This window comes from Orbaceae bacterium BiB, from assembly GCA_036251205.1.
GTDB lineage: Bacteria > Pseudomonadota > Gammaproteobacteria > Enterobacterales > Orbaceae > Orbus > Orbus mooreae.
In genome coordinates, this window is record CP133958.1 from 944,837 (window position 1) to 969,772 (window position 24,936).

At 36.6% G+C, this 24,936-nt stretch carries 11 protein-coding genes, 1 tRNA gene and 1 pseudogene; 2 read left to right on the forward strand and 11 right to left on the reverse strand.

Translation table 11 applies throughout. From position 1 onward, the window contains the following. Window positions 1-34 precede the first annotated feature (34 nt). The gene (locus RHO11_04470) at window positions 35-697 is read right to left on the reverse strand and encodes a hypothetical protein (GenBank protein ID WVD62386.1); all 663 of its coding nucleotides are present in this window, start codon (window positions 695-697) and stop codon (window positions 35-37) included. 563 nt (window positions 698-1,260) lie between these two features. Here RHO11_04470 and RHO11_04475 point away from each other — a divergent pair. Next, window positions 1,261-2,001, forward strand: coding sequence for a hypothetical protein (locus RHO11_04475; GenBank protein WVD62387.1), 741 nt, complete (start codon window positions 1,261-1,263; stop codon window positions 1,999-2,001). A gap of 37 nt (window positions 2,002-2,038) precedes the next feature. Here RHO11_04475 and RHO11_04480 read toward each other — a convergent pair whose 3' ends face one another. Together RHO11_04480 and RHO11_04485 are read right to left on the reverse strand one after the other, a co-directional pair. Then, on the reverse strand, window positions 2,039-2,896 hold the full coding sequence (locus RHO11_04480) for an IS3 family transposase (protein WVD62849.1): 858 nt from the start codon (window positions 2,894-2,896) through the stop codon (window positions 2,039-2,041). Beyond that, entirely contained in the window at window positions 2,893-3,186 is a 294-nt protein-coding gene (locus RHO11_04485; protein ID WVD62388.1) for a transposase, read from the reverse strand. Before RHO11_04485 ends, RHO11_04480 begins: the two co-directional genes overlap by 4 nt. A gap of 280 nt (window positions 3,187-3,466) precedes the next feature. On the opposite strand from RHO11_04485, the gene RHO11_04490 reads away from it, so the two are divergent. Beyond that, on the forward strand, window positions 3,467-4,315 hold the full coding sequence (locus RHO11_04490) for an IS3 family transposase (protein ID WVD62850.1): 849 nt from the start codon (window positions 3,467-3,469) through the stop codon (window positions 4,313-4,315). A 116-nt stretch (window positions 4,316-4,431) separates the two neighbouring features. Here RHO11_04490 and RHO11_04495 read toward each other — a convergent pair whose 3' ends face one another. The 8 genes and pseudogenes from RHO11_04495 to tolA all read right to left on the reverse strand — a co-directional run bounded on the left by RHO11_04495 (window position 4,432) and on the right by tolA (window position 24,907). Beyond that, on the reverse strand, window positions 4,432-4,710 hold the full coding sequence (locus tag RHO11_04495) for a hypothetical protein (protein WVD62389.1): 279 nt from the start codon (window positions 4,708-4,710) through the stop codon (window positions 4,432-4,434). 155 nt (window positions 4,711-4,865) lie between these two features. After that, the gene (locus tag RHO11_04500; GenBank protein WVD62390.1) at window positions 4,866-19,634 is read right to left on the reverse strand and encodes an ESPR-type extended signal peptide-containing protein; all 14,769 of its coding nucleotides are present in this window, start codon (window positions 19,632-19,634) and stop codon (window positions 4,866-4,868) included. A gap of 253 nt (window positions 19,635-19,887) precedes the next feature. Further along, window positions 19,888-20,768, reverse strand: a pseudogene (locus RHO11_04505) (IS5 family transposase). A gap of 176 nt (window positions 20,769-20,944) precedes the next feature. Further along, window positions 20,945-21,020: transfer RNA gene (locus tag RHO11_04510), tRNA-Lys, on the reverse strand. A 92-nt stretch (window positions 21,021-21,112) separates the two neighbouring features. Then, entirely contained in the window at window positions 21,113-21,811 is a 699-nt protein-coding gene (gene ybgF / locus RHO11_04515) for a tol-pal system protein YbgF (GenBank protein ID WVD62391.1), read from the reverse strand. Window positions 21,812-21,932: 121 nt separating this feature from the next. Next, entirely contained in the window at window positions 21,933-22,415 is a 483-nt protein-coding gene (pal, locus tag RHO11_04520; GenBank protein WVD62392.1) for a peptidoglycan-associated lipoprotein Pal, read from the reverse strand. A 150-nt stretch (window positions 22,416-22,565) separates the two neighbouring features. Beyond that, window positions 22,566-23,861 (reverse strand): Tol-Pal system beta propeller repeat protein TolB, encoded by a 1,296-nt coding sequence (tolB, locus tag RHO11_04525; GenBank protein WVD62851.1) that lies wholly within the window; start codon window positions 23,859-23,861, stop codon window positions 22,566-22,568. A 125-nt stretch (window positions 23,862-23,986) separates the two neighbouring features. Further along, window positions 23,987-24,907 (reverse strand): cell envelope integrity protein TolA, encoded by a 921-nt coding sequence (gene tolA / locus RHO11_04530; GenBank protein ID WVD62393.1) that lies wholly within the window; start codon window positions 24,905-24,907, stop codon window positions 23,987-23,989. Window positions 24,908-24,936 lie beyond the last annotated feature (29 nt).

Consider the following 24,936-nt stretch of genomic DNA (forward strand, 5'->3'; position numbering starts at 1 on the left):
TGAACTTTAACCTATACATTGCGCTTTGCTCATATTAACGAAAATAGTAGTTTTTAACCCAACCATCATTATAATATTGTCCATTCTCTTTTTTCATTCTGGCCGAACCTGGCACTTTATCCCCAAATAAAGTATCAGGCAATAACTTGTATATTTTAGCTAACTCTGGCGATTTTGCCCATTCTGGAACATTTTCCAGTTTAAAATCATATTCAACCGTAGTTTCAACATATTTGCCACTATTGCGGTCAACTGTTTGATCACTAACATCGGTGACTTTTAATAATACCCGCTTACCATAACAAAAATAATTTTCATATATATACGTACCATCAAGCGAGCCTAATCGCTTAATTGTATATTGATACGGCCGACCTAGCTCGGTTAATTGGTAGCGATAAAGCAGCGGCTCACTACTTACTTGTTCGCGACTTAATAAGCCTAATTCAGCAAATAATGGTAAATTACGAAATAATCGATTTTTCTTCCATTGATCATATTGTATATCACTCTCCAAGTGGGGTTCTTCGCTATAGGGAAACTGCACATCACCCACAAAATAGCAAACAGCTCTGTTACCATCGGGATTTAACTGATCATATTCCATTTGCAAATCGACTTTTAACTTTTCATAATCCGTACAACCCACAATATTCAGGCTCATCAGCACCATCAGTATATATTTTAAGCTATTCATTACTTCCTCCTGTCTTTAGTAACTCAAGGATATTGTTTGCTATTATGCTCTAGTTTTAGAAGTAGAACCTAATTTTGCTTATTCTATTTCGGTATCTTCATCCTGCTTTTTATTGTAAGCATAATCTAAAATTAACGGTAAGTTTTTTCCCCTTTTATTATTGTAACGGTATACTTTTTTTGTAGACATTATTAGCGGTATGATAAACCATCAACTAAGGAGATTATCCCGTGACAAGACAACTAATCTCCATCAAAGCAGAAGCAAAATAGTTAGCAAATAAATAATTTGTGACACTCAAAATTTAGGTTTGACTTTGATTGAAAATACTATTATTTTACTCAAAATAAGTTCTATATTTGAACGTCCACCAAAACGTCCACCAATATTTTATAAGAATTGTTTAAGATGAAAATATATCATATAATCAATAAGATAGAATTAAGGTTGGCGAGGCCTTATTTTTCTGCGTTTCCGCCATCTTCAACAAATTCTTTGATTCCATTCAGAAATTTCATAACAACATACTTAACTGTCACCTAACTGTAAACCAAAGTATGCTTATGATGAATAACAAAAACTCTGTTTTATCTGCAATTAATAATCACTCTATCATTAAATATTATTTGTTTCTATATCTTCGAAATACAGTTTATTACATTCGAATTAAACAAGGTAATAAAAATACATCACTATCACTCAAAACAGTTAAGCGACATATCGCAGTTAGATTATTTACTGTCATCAAACATGAATTATCCTTCATTATTAAGGATAAACCTACATTAGACTATGAACAACTCGTTAGCTATTTTAAAGCAACAGTAAGTAACGAATTTAATCATCAAGATAATAACCAATCAAATAATTGCTTGTTGATACAAACAGCATTACCCAATCTGAAACAGTCAAAAGAAAATTATTTCCTTTCCATAACAACAAGTTGTAATAACTACATTCAAGAGAAAGGAAGTAACTGGAAATATGCGACACAGTTAAGTTCTCAAGCGAATAAAGCTCTACTCATTGAAATATTTGACTATCTAAAACTAGATGATGTAACCAAAATTACTCGTAAAGATATGTTAGAAGTTAGAGAAGTTATTAAGCGATTACCTGTAAACAGGAAACAAATATTCAAAGAGCAATCACTTAAAGAAGTCTTAGCTCAACACTATAATAAAACACTATCTACTAGAACTATTAATGGACATCTTATCTTTTTATCCTCAGTTTTTAATTGGGCTGAAAAGAATGACCTTATCAAAAAGAATTTAGCTACTGACTTATTGCTAAAAGATTGATCTGCCCACATTTTAGTGGAGAGTTATTTTCAAATTATTAAATCATTTTTTCTTCAAATTGAACAGGTGATAAATAGTTTAAATATGAATGTTTTCTTACTCGGTTATAGTAAACCTCAATGTACCACAAGATCATCGATTTAGCTTGTGCCATATTTTCTAGTTTGTGTCGGTAAATCCATTCTGTTTTTAAGGTATGGAAAAAGCTTTCAGCCACCGCATTATCCCAACAGTTACCTTTGCGACTCATACTACACGTTAAGCCATAAGCCGTTAATATAGCTTGGTAATCATCGGAACAATACTGGCCACCACGGTCACTATGAACAATCACTTTACTTGGATAGCCCCGATGAAGCAAAGCCATAGTTAAGGCTTGACAAACTAGCGAGCTTTCCATATGCGTATCCATCGCCCAGCCTATGATTTTACGAGAGTAGAGATCAAGTACAATCGCGAGGTATAACCACTGTCCGTTCACTTTAATATAAGTTATATCGCATACCCAAGCTTGATTAGGTGTGTCCATGGTAAAGTGCCTATCTAAAATATTTTCAGCGACCGGTTTGTTGTGGTTACTGTGCGTTGTTTGTTTATACTTTTTGCGTTGTTTTGCTTTAAGGTGAAGCTTGTGCATTCGTCGACGAACTCGTTCACGTGATAAACAATAGCCTTCCTCCAAAAGTTCGACATGTAAACGCCGATAACCATAGAGATGCCGATGATCTTCAAATAGTGTTTCAATCTTTTTGTCAAGCTGCTGATTAAACACTGTTCTCTGAGACGGTAATCGCTTTAAATAGGCATAGTAACCACTACTTGACACGTCAAATAGATGAAATAAACGACGCTTAGATAGCGTGTTTTGCTTTTTAATAAATTCGTACCTTGCTATTTCAGGCTCGCAAAGTACTGAGCGGCCTTTTTTAGGATATCGATCTCCTTTTTACGTAGCTCAAGCTCTTTTTTCATCGCTTTATTTTGACGCTCAAGTTCGTGATAGTCTGGTTTTTTATTTGATTTTATCGCTTGATGGGTTGGTTTATTCATCGTTTGGTACATCCAATTACAAAATGTTTTGTAATTTATACCTAAATCATTGGCTGTTTGTCGATAAGTTTGTTCGCTATTTAGGGCTAAATTGATCGCTTCTTGTTTAAATTGGGGATCGTATTTTTTACTCATTTGAGACTCCTTTTTTGTTACTAAAAAGTCTCCACTAAACTAGGAGCACATCAAATTTATATCAGCATGGTAAGTCACGTAGTGAGCTAATAGCCGAATATGATCTCACACCATCGGCATTAGATCGTTGGATTGCTCAAGCCACGCAAAGTGGTTCATTCAAAACAAAAGATAATCGTAGTCTAGAGGAGCAGGAATTAATTGCTCTACGCAAAGAGCTTAAGCAGCTTCGTATGGAAAACGATATCCTAAAGCAAGCCGCACTGATAATGGGACGAAAATCGCAGTGATCCAAGCTTGCCGACATCGCTACTCGTTGCAGTGGTTATGTAGATGCTTAGGTATATCAAGGCATTATTTTTATTATCAGTGCAAAAAAAATGCGTATCAAAGAAGATTAAAATACGCCCAACAGATCTTAACGATTTTTAATGGTAGTTATCAGTCTTACGGAACAAGAAGAATACGGCAAGCACTGTTAACTGAAGGGATAAGCGTCTCTCGTCGTTATGTTGCAAAAGTGATGAAATCATTATCGCTAAAGTCAAAATACACCCAAAAATGTTACAAAAACAATAACAAAAACGTTAATTCCGTTACTATAAATAATGTATTGCAACGAAATTTTACAGTAGGAATGAAAGCCACCGTGATTGTTGCTGATTTGACTTATATAAAGGTCGGTAAAAAATGGAATTACCTTTGCGTATTACTTGATCTTTCAGCACGAAAAATCGCAGGCTATCGTGTTGGACAACATAAAACAGCAGAGCTTGTTATGTCAGCATTAAGCCAAATTAAAGCGCCTTTATCGTCAATTGCGTTATTTCATTCCGATAGAGGAAAAGAATTTGATAATCAATTGCTTGATGGATGTTTTGACCTGTTTGGGATCACCCGTTCACTAAGCAATAAGGGATGTCCTTACGATAATGCCGTGTCAGAAGCAACATTTAAGACAATTAAAACTGAGTTTGTAAAAAATACAACGTTTAGCAATACTAGGGAGCTACAACAGCGTTTCTCTGCTTATGCGTATTGGTATAATTATAAACGATTACATTCGTCATTGGGATATATGACGCCTGTTGCATTTAATAAACAGCTCCCCCTTAATTTAGTTGTATGAAAATGTGTAGACATTCCAATACTTTTCCTTATCTTTTTAATAAATCGTTTAGCTGCTTTACTGTCTCTTTTTTCTTGAACTAACACATCAATGGTTTGACCATCTTGATCAACGGCTCACCACAAATAGACACGTTTACCGTTAATTTTACAAAATACCTCATCCATATAAACATAATCACCATAGCGCTTAACTTTTTTAATTCGTTTTGCATAAAGTTTACCGAATTTAATACACCAATAACGAATGGATTCATACGTAACAGCTATCCCTTTTTTCATCATGATGAGTTCAATATCACGATAACTTAATGTAAAGCGATAATATAACCAGACACAATGGCTAATAATAGATGCGGGATAACGATGGCGTTGATAGATTTTATTAGTATTCATCTGTATGATTGTACAAAAGATAAGTTAATTTGACAGTACCACATCACCTTATTAAATAAAAGAACTCGCTAAAAAGCGAGTTCTTTATCAGCAATATGAGGACTATCTATTTAATAGTCATTCTTTTGCTCACTCATTTTAAATAAAAATATCTATTAGAATTGGTATTTTAAACCAATATTAGCACTATAATTTTGAGAATTATTTTGTCCTTGTCGATAATTAATTTCACCAGAAACTGTGAAATTATTTTTTATTTGTGTCGTAACACCAACTTTACTTTCTAACATAAAACCAGCTTTATCTGAAGATACTGAAGCATCATCAAATTGTACTGTTGAACGAGTATTGTCATACCATAAGTTTACGCCAACATAAGGTTTAATATTACCTTGCATTGGGTAGAAATAAGATCCAACACGATAAACAGTATTTCCTTTTACTGATTGATCAATATTCGTTCCTGAATGGTCTGTATGATTATCAATACTATAATGTAAATAACTAATTTGAGCCTGAGGTTCAAATACCCAATTATCGTTTAATGCAATTGGATACCCACCTTGTAAAGTATAGCTAAACACATTAGATTTATATTTATCTTCATCATTACCTTGAGTACTTACTCGGTTATTATAATGTCCATAAGAAAGATAATAATCAACAAATGGACTTAATGGATTATCACCGTCAAAGAACCAAGAACCATAAATACCAAATGTATTACCATTTACACTACCATCACCATCAGAACCGGTATTACGATTATTTGATGACGATTTAGCATATGTTGTACCTGTCATAACACCAAATACAAATGCACTACGATTATCAACGTCATCATTATAGAAGGTGTGATCAATACCAATTACTGAAGAATATTCATTATAATGGTATTTAATTTGACCTCCAGCAGCTTCCCCTCTAGAGCGACCAGCAGTATTAATCATCCATACAGAGTTAGAATCATCACTATCACCCTTAGCGATTCGATCCATCGATCTTAAACCGCCAGCGCCTCCTGCTAATGCTCCTGATGGTTTAGCACCAAAGCTTGGAAGTAATGACTTACCAATAGCGTCCATATTCGCAATATATTGACCAAAGTCAGCACGAATATCTTTATACGATGTTAAGTACCAATCTTGATCAGTGCTATCACGATTTAATAAGTACTCATAAGCACCTTTAACAACAACATTATCCAGCACAAAAGCATCAACATCAGAGCTATTAGTATCGATAATTTTGATACCTTTCTTGCTTGTTGAACCACCTTCACCTGAACCAATATCTGTAATATGAATAGCTGTTGATCCACTAGCATGACCAGAAATGACCAACTTATCCACTACACTTGTTTCATCGTCGCCAAGATCTGTATTCATAAAAATAGTTGACTTATCAGAACCAGTATAATCGCCATTTATGGTTAGCATGTTTCCGGCTGTTTTTTCCGCGCCAATATTAATGTTGCTGTGATTATCTAAGTTATTATTAATTGTAAAGTTAGCTATTGTTGAATCAGAAAGTTCTCTTGATTTAGCAATTGCATTATTTACAACATTTAAAGTACCAAAGTTAATTACATTACCATTAACGGTACCTGCTCCATTTAATGCTGCACCTTCTTTAATTGTAATATCACCAGCATCAATGCCACCTAAAGTAACACCTTTATTTATCCATAATGCTCCGGCATTTATATCTGTTTTACCGGTATAAGTATTTGATTCATTGAAAGTTAATGTTCCATTACCTTCTTTTTCCAGCTGACCTGTACCGCTAATAGAATTATTTAAAATTTCATCTTTATTTAAATTAAATAAAAGATTACCCTCATTTTTAATAGCTGCACTACCTAATTGGTTGACCGAGGTTGAAGTTAAATGACCTTTATCAGCAATATCAATGATTCCATTAAAATTACTATTATTACCTACTAAAGCAATATTTGCATTGACGTTAACAGAGCCATCACCACTTAATGTATTAGCAATACTATTATCACTATTTAGGTTAAAGTTACCTGATAATGAAATATTACCTACACCTAATGAACCTTGATCATTTAAGGTGATAGAAGCAGTATCATTAACGATTACATTTGCAGTTAATAAATCATTCGCGCCAGAAATAATTAATGCACCATTTTGAATAGATAATTCACCCGCTCCTATCAATCCATTAGTCGCAGTAGAACTACCACCATTCAATAGTGTTAACGAACCAGCATTCAGATCAAGTGTCGAATTATTCGTTAATTTACCAATAGTTTGAGTCATACCGTTAAGATCTGTTTTAGCATTTTCATTAATTACTAATTCAGAAGTATTACCTAGTGTATTATTTGTACCTAGTTTTAATATACCAGAGCGAACATCAGTTACGCCAGTATAGCTATTATCAGCATTTTCAATAGTTATAATCGTATTTTGATTTTCACCTTGTATTGCTAAATCGCCAGTACCCTCAACTTTCGCGGTTAAATGACTTGATCCTAAGTTATTCCGATTTTCTATTGATTCGAGAATAAGTGCATCTTTACCTTGCCCTTTAAGATTTAAGCCGACCAATCCATAACTGACATGGAGACCATCGACTGCTTCACCTGTTGTTAATTTGTAGTTAAAATACCCATCTGCTGAAATTACATCACTACCATTATTGATCATATTTTGGTGCTGATTTTCAGGTAATTCCTGACCATTAGCACCTTTCAATTCAAGATTGCTTACCGAACCAGTTACATTGCCAGCCTTAACTAACTCAAGGAACTCTTCTCCTTGGTCAAGCTGTAAAACTGTATTCCCAGAAATATCTGGATGTACATCAACAGGCAAATTAATAATTACATTTGCCTTTCCAGATAAATCTAAATTATTTACTTCAATTGTACCTTCAGAGTTAAATATACCATTTTCTTCAGTGATATGATTAAACACTAATTTGCTATCGTCACCATTCGTAGTTAGCGTATCTATTTTTTGAACACCATCACCTACATTAATATTACTGCCTTTAGATAAAACTAAATTAGCATTAGTTAAGGCTGTAGTATTGTCGCCAGCTAAAGTAAACTCAGTATTATTTAAATTAACGGTACCCGCAAAGGCGTTACCCACATTACTACCAAAGTTAAAGGTATTATTACTCGTATCAACTTGGATATTACCCGCACCCGTTAGGTTATTTGATAACGTAAAGTCACCTGTACTCGCTACCGATAATGTATCTTTCGATGAGGCGATATTTAACCCTGCAGCACTATTAAGCTGACCGTTCGACACCACAGCTAACGTTGAGCTGTTATTTAAGTTAATTTGGCCAGTAAATTCCGCTAAGTTATTGTTGCCCGTCTCCAGCGTCATGCTGCTGCCGGATAAACCTACGTTACCAGCACCACTAATCAAGTTCGCCAGTTTCGTTGTTTTACCACCATTAAAGCCATTTAATAAGAATGTACTGCCACTGTTCGTGGTAACCGCACCCTTACCTAAGTTCGCCGTCGTACTTACATTTAATGTACTGTTACCATCTACCTTGTAAATACCCGCAAAGTCACTATTATTACCGGTTAAATTAACATTTGCTGCATTGTTAATGTTTATATTACCTGCACTACCTGCCACATTATTAGCAACATTACCTGTTACGCCGGCTAAATTTAACGTTGAATCTTTACCCGATAAACTCACTCTCGCTTTATCGCTACCTAGGGCATTGACATTGTTTACCGTTAATGTACCTGCGTTACCAATCACTTGTGTACCGCTAAACTGACTATTATTACCCGTTAACGTAACTCCCGCATTGGTCGTCACAGTGCCCGCACCCGTTAATGTATTGGCTAAGCTATTATCAATATTGAGTGTTAATTTACCGCCCACCGCTACACTGCTACTGCCCAGTGTGCCTTTATCACTTAATACCACTTCACCCGCATCATTAATCGTGGTTGTGCCCGCAAGCTTATTGTTCGCACCACTTACCGCAAAGCTACCACTGTTAACCGTTAACTGACCGTTACCAGTTAAACCACCCGTCGCTGTTGAACTGCCACCATTTAATACTAAGTTACCGCCCGTGATATCAACCACGCCACTGTTCGCTGTACTATTACTTACGGTTAACGTACCGTTATTTAACTCAATTTTACCGCTATTCGCTAGGCTACCCACCGTCTGTGCATGGCCACCTAAATTTAAGCCAGACTCTTCATTAACCGTTAAGCCACTCGTTGCACCTAAACTTCCATCTGCTCCTAAGCTTACTGTTCCACCACTGACTGAGGTAGTTCCTGTATAACTATTACTGCTATTAGCAACCGTTAAACCTTTCTCATCCGTCGTTAATGCTAAATTACCGCTACCACTAACCGCCGCTGTTAACGTTTTACTCGCTGCGCTGCTACTATCAACCGTTAAGGTTTTTCCCGCTAAAATATCTAATCCACTTAATGCATAGTCAACACCCAATCCATTATCGTTGGTTAATGCATAGCCATAAGTCGCATCTGCAACGACTTCTCCAGCCTGGCTGACTGTGTGATTAACTAAGGAAGCTAAACTATTACCATCTAAATCTTCTAAAATAATTTTGCCTAAATCAATATCACCCTCTTTGGACGTATTGACTAATTTATGGTTTGCACCGGCACTTTGATCCAATAGATTTAGTGAATTATCCACATTACTATTAGGGATTTCATTTACATTGATTTGTATAGTCGTATCTTTACTAACGGTCAAGCTATCTGTATTAATAACACCATCACCATTAAAACCAATCGTTCCGCCATTTAAGACTAAGTTACCAATTGCCTCTTCACTACTCACAGTAGTTTTACTACCTTCAGATAAACTTAACGTTGCATCAGTTAAAGCAGCAGTATTGTCGCCAGCTAAAGTAAACTCAGTATTATTTAAATTAACGGTACCCGCAAAGGCGTTACCCACATTACTACCAAAGTTAAAGGTATTATTACTCGTATCAACTTGGATATTACCCGCACCCGTTAGGTTATTTGATAACGTAAAGTCACCTGTACTCGCTACCGATAATGTATCTTTCGATGAGGCGATATTTAACCCTGCAGCACTATTAAGCTGACCGTTCGACACCACAGCTAACGTTGAGCTGTTATTTAAGTTAATTTGGCCAGTAAATTCCGCTAAGTTATTGTTGCCCGTCTCCAGCGTCATGCTGCTGCCGGATAAACCTACGTTACCAGCACCACTAATCAAGTTCGCCAGTTTCGTTGTTTTACCACCATTAAAGCCATTTAATAAGAATGTACTGCCACTGTTCGTGGTAACCGCACCCTTACCTAAGTTCGCCGTCGTACTTACATTTAATGTACTGTTACCATCTACCTTGTAAATACCCGCAAAGTCACTATTATTACCGGTTAAATTAACATTTGCTGCATTGTTAATGTTTATATTACCTGCACTACCTGCCACATTATTAGCAACATTACCTGTTACGCCGGCTAAATTTAACGTTGAATCTTTACCCGATAAACTCACTCTCGCTTTATCGCTACCTAGGGCATTGACATTGTTTACCGTTAATGTACCTGCGTTACCAATCACTTGTGTACCGCTAAACTGACTATTATTACCCGTTAACGTAACTCCCGCATTGGTCGTCACAGTGCCCGCACCCGTTAATGTATTGGCTAAGCTATTATCAATATTGAGTGTTAATTTACCGCCCACCGCTACACTGCTACTGCCCAGTGTGCCTTTATCACTTAATACCACTTCACCCGCATCATTAATCGTGGTTGTGCCCGCAAGCTTATTGTTCGCACCACTTACCGCAAAGCTACCACTGTTAACCGTTAACTGACCGTTACCAGTTAAACCACCCGTCGCTGTTGAACTGCCACCATTTAATACTAAGTTACCGCCCGTGATATCAACCACGCCACTGTTCGCTGTACTATTACTTACGGTTAACGTACCGTTATTTAACTCAATTTTACCGCTATTCGCTAGGCTACCCACCGTCTGTGCATGGCCACCTAAATTTAAGCCAGACTCTTCATTAACCGTTAAGCCACTCGTTGCACCTAAACTTCCATCTGCTCCTAAGCTTACTGTTCCACCACTGACTGAGGTAGTTCCTGTATAACTATTACTGCTATTAGCAACCGTTAAACCTTTCTCATCCGTCGTTAATGCTAAATTACCGCTACCACTAACCGCCGCTGTTAACGTTTTACTCGCTGCGCTGCTACTATCAACCGTTAAGGTTTTTCCCGCTAAAATATCTAATCCACTTAATGCATAGTCAATACCCAATCCATTATCGTTGGTTAATGCATAGCCATACGAGCCTTTTGCCACGATTTCATTATTACTTATGATCGCCTGTTGTACGCTACTATCTAGGCTATTTCCTTGCAGATCTTGTAACGTTAATTTTGCTAAATCAAGCTCACTCTCACCTGACGCATTCACTAATTGATGATTAGCTCCTGCGTTTTGATCTAATAGATTTAACGTGCTATCAACATCACCACCAGAGATATCATCTGTTTTAACCTGAACTATACTATTATTATCGACAGAGAAATTATCGGTATTAATAACACCATCACCATTAAAACCAATCGTTCCGCCATTTAAGACTAAGTTACCAATTGCCTCTTCACTACTCACAGTAGTTTTACTACCTTCAGATAAACTTAACGTTGCATCAGTTAAAGCAGCAGTATTGTCGCCAGCTAAAGTAAACTCAGTATTATTTAAATTAACGGTACCCGCAAAGGCGTTACCCACATTACTACCAAAGTTAAAGGTATTATTACTCGTATCAACTTGGATATTACCCGCACCCGTTAGGTTATTTGATAACGTAAAGTCACCTGTACTCGCTACCGATAATGTATCTTTCGATGAGGCGATATTTAACCCTGCAGCACTATTAAGCTGACCGTTCGACACCACAGCTAACGTTGAGCTGTTATTTAAGTTAATTTGGCCAGTAAATTCCGCTAAGTTATTGTTGCCCGTCTCCAGCGTCATGCTGCTGCCGGATAAACCTACGTTACCAGCACCACTAATCAAGTTCGCCAGTTTCGTTGTTTTACCACCATTAAAGCCATTTAATAAGAATGTACTGCCACTGTTCGTGGTAACCGCACCCTTACCTAAGTTCGCCGTCGTACTTACATTTAATGTACTGTTACCATCTACCTTGTAAATACCCGCAAAGTCACTATTATTACCGGTTAAATTAACATTTGCTGCATTGTTAATGTTTATATTACCTGCACTACCTGCCACATTATTAGCAACATTACCTGTTACGCCGGCTAAATTTAACGTTGAATCTTTACCCGATAAACTCACTCTCGCTTTATCGCTACCTAGGGCATTGACATTGTTTACCGTTAATGTACCTGCGTTACCAATCACTTGTGTACCGCTAAACTGACTATTATTACCCGTTAACGTAACTCCCGCATTGGTCGTCACAGTGCCCGCACCCGTTAATGTATTGGCTAAGCTATTATCAATATTGAGTGTTAATTTACCGCCCACCGCTACACTGCTACTGCCCAGTGTGCCTTTATCACTTAATACCACTTCACCCGCATCATTAATCGTGGTTGTGCCCGCAAGCTTATTGTTCGCACCACTTACCGCAAAGCTACCACTGTTAACCGTTAACTGACCGTTACCAGTTAAACCACCCGTCGCTGTTGAACTGCCACCATTTAATACTAAGTTACCGCCCGTGATATCAACCACGCCACTGTTCGCTGTACTATTACTTACGGTTAACGTACCGTTATTTAACTCAATTTTACCGCTATTCGCTAGGCTACCCACCGTCTGTGCATGGCCACCTAAATTTAAGCCAGACTCTTCATTAACCGTTAAGCCACTCGTTGCACCTAAACTTCCATCTGCTCCTAAGCTTACTGTTCCACCACTGACTGAGGTAGTTCCTGTATAACTATTACTGCTATTAGCAACCGTTAAACCTTTCTCATCCGTCGTTAATGCTAAATTACCGCTACCACTAACCGCCGCTGTTAACGTTTTACTCGCTGCGCCGCTACTATCAACCGTTAAGGTTTTTCCCGCTAAAATATCTAATCCACTTAATGCATAGTTAACACCCAATCCATTATCGTTGGTTAATGCATAGCCATACGAGCCTTTTGCCACGGTTTCATTATTACTTATGATCGCCTGTTGCACGCTACTATCTAGGCTATTTCCTTGCAGATCTTGTAACGTTAATTTTGCTAAATCAAGCTCACTCTCACCTGACGCATTCACTAATTGATGATTAGCTCCTGCGTTTTGATCTAATAGATTTAAATTATCACCACTTACAACATCGCTAGAATCAATCTGTATAGTACTGTCGTTATTAACCGTTAAATTACCGGTATTAACCTGAGCAGTATTGCTATTAAAGGATAAATTACCGCCATTTAAAGATAAGTTACCCACTGATTCGCTTGCCGCTACTGTTGTTTTACTACCACTCGATAAGCTTAATGTACCTTTCGCTAAATTATTTTTACCCGATAAGTTAAAGCCCGTATTTTTTAAATCAACGGTACCCGCAAAGGCGTTACCCACATTACTACCAAAGTTAAAGGTATTATTACTCGTATCAACTTGGATATTACCCGCACCCGTTAGGTTATTTGATAACGTAAAGTCACCTGTACTCGCTACCGATAATGTATCTTTCGATGAGGCGATATTTAACCCTGCAGCACTATTAAGCTGACCGTTCGACACCACAGCTAACGTTGAGCTGTTATTTAAGTTAATTTGGCCAGTAAATTCCGCTAAGTTATTGTTGCCCGTCTCCAGCGTCATGCTGCTGCCGGATAAACCTACGTTACCAGCACCACTAATCAAGTTCGCCAGTTTCGTTGTTTTACCACCATTAAAGCCATTTAATAAGAATGTACTGCCACTGTTCGTGGTAACCGCACCCTTACCTAAGTTCGCCGTCGTACTTACATTTAATGTACTGTTACCATCTACCTTGTAAATACCCGCAAAGTCACTATTATTACCGGTTAAATTAACATTTGCTGCATTGTTAATGTTTATATTACCTGCACTACCTGCCACATTATTAGCAACATTACCTGTTACGCCGGCTAAATTTAACGTTGAATCTTTACCCGATAAACTCACTCTCGCTTTATCGCTACCTAGGGCATTGACATTGTTTACCGTTAATGTACCTGCGTTACCAATCACTTGTGTACCGCTAAACTGACTATTATTACCCGTTAACGTAACTCCCGCATTGGTCGTCACAGTGCCCGCACCCGTTAATGTATTGGCTAAGCTATTATCAATATTGAGTGTTAATTTACCGCCCACCGCTACACTGCTACTGCCCAGTGTGCCTTTATCACTTAATACCACTTCACCCGCATCATTAATCGTGGTTGTGCCCGCAAGCTTATTGTTCGCACCACTTACCGCAAAGCTACCACTGTTAACCGTTAACTGACCGTTACCAGTTAAACCACCCGTCGCTGTTGAACTGCCACCATTTAATACTAAGTTACCGCCCGTGATATCAACCACGCCACTGTTCGCTGTACTATTACTTACGGTTAACGTACCGTTATTTAACTCAATTTTACCGCTATTCGCTAGGCTACCCACCGTCTGTGCATGGCCACCTAAATTTAAGCCAGACTCTTCATTAACCGTTAAGCCACTCGTTGCACCTAAACTTCCATCTGCTCCTAAGCTTACTGTTCCACCACTGACTGAGGTAGTTCCTGTATAACTATTACTGCTATTAGCAACCGTTAAACCTTTCTCATCCGTCGTTAATGCTAAATTACCGCTACCACTAACCGCCGCTGTTAACGTTTTACTCGCTGCGCCGCTACTATCAACCGTTAAGGTTTTTCCCGCTAAAATATCTAATCCACTTAATGCATAGTTAACACCCAATCCATTATCGTTGGTTAATGCATAGCCATACGAGCCTTTTGCCACGGTTTCATTATTACTTATGATCGCCTGTTGCACGCTACTATCTAGGCTATTTCCTTGCAGATCTTGTAACGTTAATTTTGCTAAATCAAGCTCACTCTCACCTGACGCATTCACTAATTGATGATTAGCTCCTGCGTTTTGATCTAATAGATTTAAATTATCACCACTTACAACATCGCTAGAATCAATCTGTATAGTACTGTCGTTATTAACCGTTAAATTACCGGTATTAACCTGAGCAGTATTGCTATTAAAGGATAAATTACCGCCATTTAAAGATAAGTTACCCACTGATTCGCTTGCCGCTACTGTTGTTTTACTACCACTCGATAAGCTTAATGTACCTTTCGCTAAATTATTTTTACCCGATAAGTTAAAGCCCGTATTTTTTAAATCAACGGTACCCGCAAAGGCGTTACCCACATTACTACCAAAGTTAAAGGTATTATTACTCGTATCAACTTGGATATTACCCGCACCCGTTAGGTTATTTGATAACGTAAAGTCACCTGTACTCGCTACCGATAATGTATCTTTCGATGAGGCGATATTTAACCCTGCAGCACTATTAAGCTGACCGTTCGACACCACAGCTAACGTTGAGCTGTTATTTAAGTTAATTTGACCCGCAACATCAGCTAAATTATTATTACCGTTAGCAAGAGTTATCGCACTTCCCGATAATGTTAATGCCCCCGTTCCACTGATATTATTTGAGACTGAACCAGAAATGTCAGTTAATATTAAGGATGAATTAGCTCCTGATAAACTAACTGTCGCTTTATCATTCCCCAATTGATTCATATTATTAACGGTTAACTTACCTGTATCACCTATTACTTGTTTTCCGCTAAAGCCACTATTATTACCTGTTAAGGTTATTGCAGCATTAGTGTTAACAGAACCGTTACCTGTTAATGTATTTACTAATGTATTGTTGTTATTAAGGGTCAATTTACCATCAATATTAACGGCGCTTGAGCCTAAATTACCTGAGTCATTTAAGATTACTTCGCCCGAACTACTAATTGTTGTATTTCCTGTAAGGTTACCGTTGGCACCACTAACAGTAAAACCACCATTAGATACCATTAAATTACCATTACCAGTTAAGCCATTGGTTGTAGATGAACTCCCCCCACCATTCAATACTAAGCTACCACCGGTTATATCAATAGCTCCACTGTTCGTGGTGCTATTACTTACCGTTAACGTACCATTATTTAAAGTAACATTACCACTATTGACTAAGCTACCGACTGTCTGGACGTGGCTATCTAAATTTAGACCAGCCTCTTTATTAATCGTTAGTGCACTGGTTTTACCAAGACTACCATCTGTACCTAAATTAACGATCCCACCTTTTATAGAAGTGCTACCAGTGTAACTATTTGATGCATTATTAAGTGTTAACCCTTTACTATCAGTAGCTAATACTAAATTACCACTACCACTTAGTGCTGTAGTTAACGTTTTGTTTTTTGCATCGCTACTATCAATGGTTAAGGTTTTACCGGTTAAAAGATCTAATGCATTTAATGCATAATGAACACCTAATCCATTATCCTTGATTAAGGAATAGCCGTAAGATGCATTAGCGACATCTGTATTTTTTTGAGTAATTAATTGACCAACAGATGAAGCTAAGCTATTACCATTAAGATCTTGTAATACCAAGTTATCTACATCAAAGTCACTATTTGTCGCAGTATTAATAAGTTGATGATCAACACCAATATTTTGATCTAACAAATTTAGTGATGTGTCAATATTACTGCTTGAGATTTCATCAACATTGATCTGAATGGTACTATTTTTACTTACTGTTAAGCTATCAGTATTAACTAATCCATTACCATCAAATGCTAAAGTGCCGCCATTTAAGACCAAATCACTGATTGTCTCTGTCGAACTTACTGTGGTCTTACTTCCATCTGACGCACTTAATGTTGCATCAGCAAACACCGCAGTGTTATCACCTGACAACGTAAAATTAGTATTAGTTAAATCAACAGTTCCTGTAAAAGCTTTCCCTACACCAGAGCCAAAGTTAAAGTTATTTTTATTAGTATTAACTGTAACTATACCAGCACCAACTAATTTATTATTAAATGAAGTTTGACCAATATTTAGTCCACCGGCAATATTGATCGTACCCGAACCTAATTGATCGGATGAAGATGTACTTAGCGTTGAACCATCCACAACATTCCACGCCCCTGAAAAACCTGAACTATTCTGTGTTAATGTAGCATTCGCACCTTGCTCAAGATTAACATTACCCGCCCCTGATAAAGAGACGCCAACATCATCATTATAAGTTTTAGTGAGTGTTAATAAAGAAGTATTATCTAATGATAAGTTACCTGAAGCTAAATTATCTTTACCTAAAAGAGCAATTGTCGAACTGGCTAGGTTAATATTAGTAAAATTCTTAATAAGTGTTAATTTTTCAGCGGTAAACTCTGAGTTAGAAAGATTGAGTGTATTATTACTTCCCCCGCCCGAATCTAAAGTACCAATTGAGTTTGTTGAATCGATATCATATAAATTAAATACATTATCACCAAGTCCTGTTGTAACATTAGTAAGACCAGATCCTTTATGAATATTAACCGTATTATTACCGTTACCTAATGTTACTGTCCCTTCAGTAAAAGAATCTCTCATTAAGTTTAAAGTATTATTACCATTACCAGCAGAAATCCCCCCTGATAATACACCTTCATTTGTAATAGTATTATTAACATAACCATTATTAAAAACGATATTACCAATTAAACTACCTTCATTAACTAACGTTCTGCCATTGGTACCATTGATCGCAATTGCCGTCGCACCTTTAGCATTAATATATATACCATCATTAACATTAATAATATCGTCTGATGCACCGCCGGCTATCGATACCGCCGTCCCTGTTCCAGTTGTCCCTACTACACCTGAGCTATCTGTTACATTGATATTAATGTTGGGTGACTGAATTGCTAGCAAATTACTATTTAAGTTAAATCCTGTACCATTACCTAGAACAGTAATAGTATTTACACTGTTATCATTACCACTAAATGTTACATTTGTTAAATCAGACTCATTAAACGCAACGCCTCCTGTAACGTTTACGTGAGTATCTTGTAAAGTGACATGAGAGGATACGTTATTAACTACTTTACCTAGTGAACCAGCAGCTAGATTAATCGTTGTCCCTTTAATTTTGTGAGAATTGACACCGGTACTATTCTCAAAATTAAAGCCCATGGCTGTACCTGAAATATTAATTATTCCACCTGAAATATTTAGATTAACATTACCGCTACTTGCATTGGTACCAGCAACAATCCCGCTTCCGCCATTAACATTAATGACACCCGCTTTAGAATCTCCAGCAGATTTTGTCATATCAACCGTCATGGTATTACCTGAGGTCGAATTTAATATAATACCAGACGCTGTAGTATTTAAATCACCTACATTTTTAACAACAACTGTTCCATTACCATTGTGAGTTATATTCATTCCTGTTGCAGCAGTAATATTTGTAGCAGAGCGAATGTAGATCCCACTATTATTAGTATTTGCTGTTACAACATCGGCAGCATTTTTTAAATATTGGCTTTTTAATACATTAATACCCGTTCCACTAACATTAAATTTTGAACCGTCAGCAAGGTTAAATACCACGTCACCAGTATTATATTCACCATTATTAACAATGCTACTGCTGTATAAGGAACCATTAACTTGATAGTTTTTACCACCAAGATTAGTAAAACCATCACCGCTCAGCTGAGCACCATCAACACCAGCAACGATAATTTTAGCCCCACTACCAAATGTTTGTGTCTCTTTATCATAGGATCCCATTTTTAACCCGACGTTATTACCCGTCGGGTTACCAAATACGTTTTGCTTACTCCATAATTTAAAACTTGAACCGTCTTCAAACACATAAGAATAACCATAACCATTACCATCACCAGAAGTTAGCTTAGTATTTAAGTCTAAATTAAAAGAGACATTTGAACGATCTTTAAATGTTAATTGATTTTGTAATAAGTCATTAGTATTATTCCAAAAAACATAAGCATAATTACTACCATTTCCGGTACCATAAAAATCTAAATTACCGCTAAAATCAATTTTACTACCGTTAACCCATTGCTTATTTGAGGTACTATAAAATGGATCATTTTTATTAGATGAAAGAAAAGTTCCTATTGTAATTTTGCTATAGGCACTTTGATCATAGGTATAACCGGGTTTATAATTTGAACCATATGTACTTAAGAATGCTCCTTGTGAGTTAGTAGTGTTGTTAATGGCTAAGCCAGCACCTTGAGATGTACTGTTAGACATAACAGCAAGTGTTGCATTTGGTATAGTACTAATTTTGTCAAAAGTTGTATTTATATTTGATACCGCATTAGGTATATACAATAGAACATTATTTGTACTATTAGAACCTAGGTTTGAAGACAAAATAAGATTTTTAAAATTAAGATTAACTTGATTTGTTGGACTGCCACCGGTCACTTTCATAGAACCAGGGTTTGTTATTGAATATTGGTTATTACCTTCTATATTAATCGTATCTCTCGTGCCAAAATCAAATATAGTCTGACGAGAACCAAGATCGATATTACCAGTCAACATAACATCCGTGCAATCTTCACTTTTCAATTTGTCAGCGTATTCAGTAAGGTTAGAAACAGAGCAAGTAGTACCCGCAAGCACGAATGAAGAATATAATGAACCATTTATGAGCAAAATAGCTGAAAGTATTTTAAACTTAGGTGCTACCGTTAGTTTTAACTTTCTATTATTAGATGATTTTTGTTTACCTTTAGCTAGTTCGCTGGTTACTATCCACGATTTATGTGCCGCACTCCAAATAATCTTGTATATTTTATTCATATAATTTAAGCTCTTGTTTAATCATTGTTATATAATTTTTTTTTATTCAAAATTCACTAGAAATTAATTCTTTATTTGATAATAATAGAAAAACAAAAAACAAACAAGCAGAAAAATACGAATAAATACTATTCAGTTAACTATCTCTTGAATAGGCTACACTAATTAGTGCGAGTTTTATAAGATCATTGTTATGATGTTGGCTTTGTTGCATAAATCAAATTTAGAAGATAGTAACCCTTTACCCATAAATTTAAGAAACACGTATAGTGTGAGGTCTTCCTAATAACGTAAATTGATTTAATAGAGCCGCTCTGATAGTAAGCTCTGCGACTTGACGATCAAATCGTCTCGACTAGGCTTCTTTTGTGGTAACCAGATAAACGTTTCCTGCTTGTTTTACTAAGATGGTGAACAGCTTTAAGAACCTGGTTTCGTGGATGTTCACCTTTCCATGGTTGTGCATTCTTTCTCGGTGGTATAATGGCATCAGCACCTTGCTCTTTAATAGCTTGATAACAACCTTTGGTATCATAAGCGCCATCAGCATAAACAGCTGCTATTTTTTGTGCTGGATTGATTTTCTTTAATAACGCTGGAAATACTTGAGGATCGCCTGTGCTACTATCGGTAACGATTAGACTTTGTATAGTCAGCTCTTCTGCATCAATAGCAATATGAAGTTTTAACCACCGCTGACGTTTACTTACCTGGTGTTTTTTTACTTAACCAATCCCCCGTTTCTGAGAGCTTAATACCTGTACTATCAACGAGTAGGTGCATCGCACTTTTGTGAGCTGAAAGAACTTTGGCTGGAGTTGTTTTTAGCTGACTTAAACGCCGACTCAGTGTCGAGATATCAGGGACACGCCAGTTAAGTTTAGCCAAAGAAAATAAACTCTCAAGCAAACCAATGGTTTGACGTAACGGTAATTGAAAAAGGGCTTTTATCGTTAAACAACATTCGATGGCTTGGTCTGTATAGATAGCGGGTCTACCTCTCTTATCTGATGATGAGGCATACCAATTTAAAGTAGGATCTAACCAAATAGTTAATGAACCCCGTTTTCTTAGTGAGTGATTATAAGCGGACCAATGGGTTGTTTTGTGCTTTACCTTTTGATACTCCGTCATTCATTAGCCTCTTTGCATGTTTTTATAACACTATAATAGACAAATTTTCGCTATTTATGCAACAAAGCCACTTGATGGGAAATTGATTTGGGAAGAGAAAAACTTAGCTCAAATCTAAACTGACAGATACCTCTTCAAAACGGGGCTGTATCACATCAGAGCTAGTACATTTAAAGTGGTGGGTCGTGAAGGATTCGAACCTTCGACCAACGGATTAAAAGTCCGCTGCTCTACCGACTGAGCTAACGACCCACTGATATTTCGGGGTGCATATTACTTCTGATTCCGTAATGATGCAACCTTTTTTATAATTTACTCTTTCAACAGCTTGTTATTTAACCATATTAACCTAATGTAACTAGTTTTGTATTCGCTAATGAGGTCGCATTTTTATCATTGGGATACTGAGCAATAACTTGTTGGAAAACAGCTTTCGCTTTCGCCTTATCTCCTTTATCAAGCAAAATTAATCCAACTTTATATAAACTATCTGCTGCTTTTGCCGACTTAGGATAATTTTTCACAACGGTAGCGTAATAAAAAGATGCATCATCTTTACGGCCTTGACCATAACAAAGTTGCCCTAACCAATAATTAACATTAGCAGTATAAGATGATTTCGGATAATCTTTTAAAAATTGTTGGAAAGCATTAATTGCCTCTTTGGGTTCTTTACCATCTAATGCAACCTTAATAATAAAATTATAATCGGTTTTATCGTCACCAGAAGGGGTCCATCCGCTTAGAGAAGTAGCTGTGGTACTATTATTAGTATTAGTACTATTTTGACCTGCTTTACTTTGCATAACACCGTCTAACTGTTGCAAGATCATTTTTTGTCGTTCAATCGTTTGATTAAGTTGATAAGTTGTCTCTTCTAGTTGTCCACGTAGTTGATCGACTTCATATTGTAAATCAGTAATTTTTTGCTGATTATCAGTCAATAACTGACCTTGTGCTTCGACTACACGTTCTAACTCAGAACTTGCGTAAGTATAAAACGATGATAATAAAATAAATAAACAGATAAACTTTTTACGCATAAATAGAATCCTTTACTCAACGAAACATATTGATGATTATATTATCATCTTTTTTATTGATTGAAACAACAACGGTCGCATAATGCGACCGTTAAACTAATATATTTTTGTAATGATTGAATTAATAAACAATTACTGCACGACGGTTTTTCTCATAAGCTTGTTCATCGTGACCTAATACTGCTGGTTTTTCTTTACCATAAGAAACAATAGTCATCTGATTAGCAGAAACACCACGTCCTTGTAAATAAGCTTTAACAGCAGCAGCTCGGCGTTCACCTAAAGCAATGTTATATTCTGGAGTACCTCGTTCATCCGCGTGCCCTTCAATAACAACATTAAACGATGGATGTGCGCGTAAAAATTCAGCATGTGTATCTAATGCTCTAGCGAAATCAGGTTTAATATTATATTTATCAAAATCGAAATAAACAGTATTAGCTGCTTGTAATTGCTGAAGTTGTTGTGCTTCAGTTAAGTTACCAAAAGCACCGTTCGCACCATTTGCACCATTCATAGATTTATCTGATGTTGACGTACAAGCTGTTGCAGCGATTAATGGAAGAACGATTACTGCGCCTTTAATTAATTTTAAAAATTGCATTTTATTACTCCTTTTATCTTTTATTATTGACCCTAAGAAAATTAGCTTTTTAGTCAATTAATCAAGATAACATGAGTAATTTTTAAAAGCTAAATTAGCTTAAATAAAACTTTTCCTACAAATATTTTACTCTAAATAAAGTAAAATAAATTACAAATACGGGGACCAAGCAGGAAATTTAACCTGCCCATCAGTTCCAGGCAACTTAGCTTTAAAGTTACCATCAGTTGAAACTAAATTTAATATAGTTCCTAAACCTTGCGTTGAACTATAAATAATCATTGTCCCATTCGGCGCAATACTAGGTGTCTCATCTAAAAATGTATCAGTTAATTTTTGATAAGTATTTGATGAGATCTCATACTTAGTCACATTCTGAACCCCATTATTAGTGGAAATCATTGCAATAAAACTACCATCATTTGAAACTTCAGCATTCTGATTCTGAGAACCATCCCAAGTTAGTCGTTTTGGAGTCGAACCATCAATCGTTACGGTATAAATTTGTGGGCGCCCAGTCTGGTCAGAGGTATAAACTAATGTTTGATTATCTGGCATCCAAGTTGCTTCAGTATTGTTACTGCGACCAAATGTTACTTGTTTAATTTTTTTTGTTGCAAGTTCCATTACGTATAAATTAAGACTGCCATCTTTTGACAATGCAAACGCTAATTTAGATCCATCAGGAGAAAATGCAGGAGATCCGTTATGCTGAGGGAAATCGGCAATATTTTCGACAGCACCTGTCTCTAAAATTTTCATAACTAATACTGATTTACCACTTTCAAATGTTACATAAGCGATCTTTTTACCATCTGGAGACCATGCCGGCGACATTAAAGGCTGATTTGAACGATGAATAGTCACTTCATTGTAGCCATCATAATCGGAAACTCTTAATTCATGATTATATGGACCTTTATTCATTTTCACGACATAGGCAATACGAGTACGAAAAGCTCCTTTGATACCAGTCAAAGATTCAAATATTTCATCACTAGCCGTATGACCTGCATAGCGCAACCAACGCTCTTGAACTAAAAATTGATTATCTTTTAAAATAGTCCCTGGATTATTCACTGTATCAACTAATTGATAGGAAACTAGATAGTTACCAGATGCATCTGGTTGAATTTGCCCTGTCACAACAGCATCTATCCCTAATGCACTCCACTCTTTTGAAATAACTGATGATGCCGTTTCTGGTAGTTGTGGCATTCTTCGAGTTTCAATTGGATTAAACTTACCACTATTACGTAAGTCAGAGGCAATAATTTCTTCAATATTTTGAGGCGCAGCACCATTGCCGGTCCACTTAAATGGTACAACAGCGATTGGTTTTGCCGCGTTCACACCATCAGTTATAATAATTCGGATATCAGCCATGGACATTGCTGCACTGCATAATAAAATGCAGCTAACCAAAAAATGATATACATGTCGCATCATTCTAAAATTCCTTACATTAATTTATTGTTCAAACACCCTTATCGGGGATAATCAAATCTTCACCTGCAATAGTATTGTCTCTGTATATTGATTTTGAATAGATCAAGATACAACTATATTTATCACTTAGGTCTAAAATCAATAGTCATTTCTTTTACCTGCTGATATAACTGATCACTTTTCGGCTTTGGAAAAGTTGCAGCATTAGTTGCCGAAATGGCTTCACGACATAGAGTTGGATCCCCACCCTGAGCATCAACCTTCAATAATAATCCATCTGAAGCTATTTTAATTTTTAATACACAATTTTTGCCACTATACAATTTAGGATTAATAAACTTATTACTAATTGCATTGGTTATTTGTGATCTGAATTGATCTAACTCGCCTGTTGAGACACCTTGTTGAGATTTTGGCACACTAGATGTTAACCCTCCAAGAATATCATCAAGATCTCGCTGTTTTTGCTGTTCATCTAAGGCTTTCTGTTTTGCCTCTTGTTGCGCTTTAAGCTTATCTTGTTTCTCTTTCTCTGCTTTTAAACGTTCTTGTTCTAAAACCTTTTTCTGCTTTTCTGCTTCTAATTTCACTTTTTCAGCTTCAGCTAACGCTTTTTGTTTCTCTTGCTCAGCTTTTTGGCGTTCAGCTTCAATTCGCTGTTTTTCAGCCAGAGCCTTAGCTGCAGCATCGGTTTCTTGTTTCTGTTTTTCAATAGCTAACAGTTTTTCTTTTTCTAACTCTTTTAATCGCTGCTGCTCAGCCAATTGTTGTTGTAAAGCTTGGGCTTGTTTTTCAATCTGTTGTTGCAGTTGTTGTTTAACTTGTTGACTGGAGAGTTGATGTTGAACCTGACGTTGATACTGTTGAGTCATAATAGCACTATCAACCATAATAGCGTCAATTGATTCGCCTTGACTATTATTTGCAGCAGATGGCGATACATATTGCCATGCACTATAACCAAGTACAGCAATCAATACTATATGTAAAACTATTGAGGTTGTTAGTGCGCGACTAAACCTAGAATTTATCTTTTTTGGCATAAAGGCTATTGTAACCAAAGTGTAATAGA

Excerpts from the sequence above, each read along its gene's own strand:
- RHO11_04470 (WVD62386.1), bottom strand. The coding sequence starts at position 697 with ATGAATAGCTTAAAATATATACTGATGGTGCTGATGAGCCTGAATATT.
- RHO11_04475 (WVD62387.1), top strand. The coding sequence starts at position 1,261 with ATGATGAATAACAAAAACTCTGTTTTATCTGCAATTAATAATCACTCT.
- RHO11_04485 (WVD62388.1), bottom strand. The coding sequence starts at position 3,186 with ATGAGTAAAAAATACGATCCCCAATTTAAACAAGAAGCGATCAATTTA.
- RHO11_04495 (WVD62389.1), bottom strand. The coding sequence starts at position 4,710 with ATGAATACTAATAAAATCTATCAACGCCATCGTTATCCCGCATCTATT.
- RHO11_04500 (WVD62390.1), bottom strand. The coding sequence starts at position 19,634 with ATGAATAAAATATACAAGATTATTTGGAGTGCGGCACATAAATCGTGG.
- ybgF (WVD62391.1), bottom strand. The coding sequence starts at position 21,811 with ATGCGTAAAAAGTTTATCTGTTTATTTATTTTATTATCATCGTTTTAT.
- pal (WVD62392.1), bottom strand. The coding sequence starts at position 22,415 with ATGCAATTTTTAAAATTAATTAAAGGCGCAGTAATCGTTCTTCCATTA.
- tolB (WVD62851.1), bottom strand. The coding sequence starts at position 23,861 with ATGCGACATGTATATCATTTTTTGGTTAGCTGCATTTTATTATGCAGT.
- tolA (WVD62393.1), bottom strand. The coding sequence starts at position 24,907 with ATGCCAAAAAAGATAAATTCTAGGTTTAGTCGCGCACTAACAACCTCA.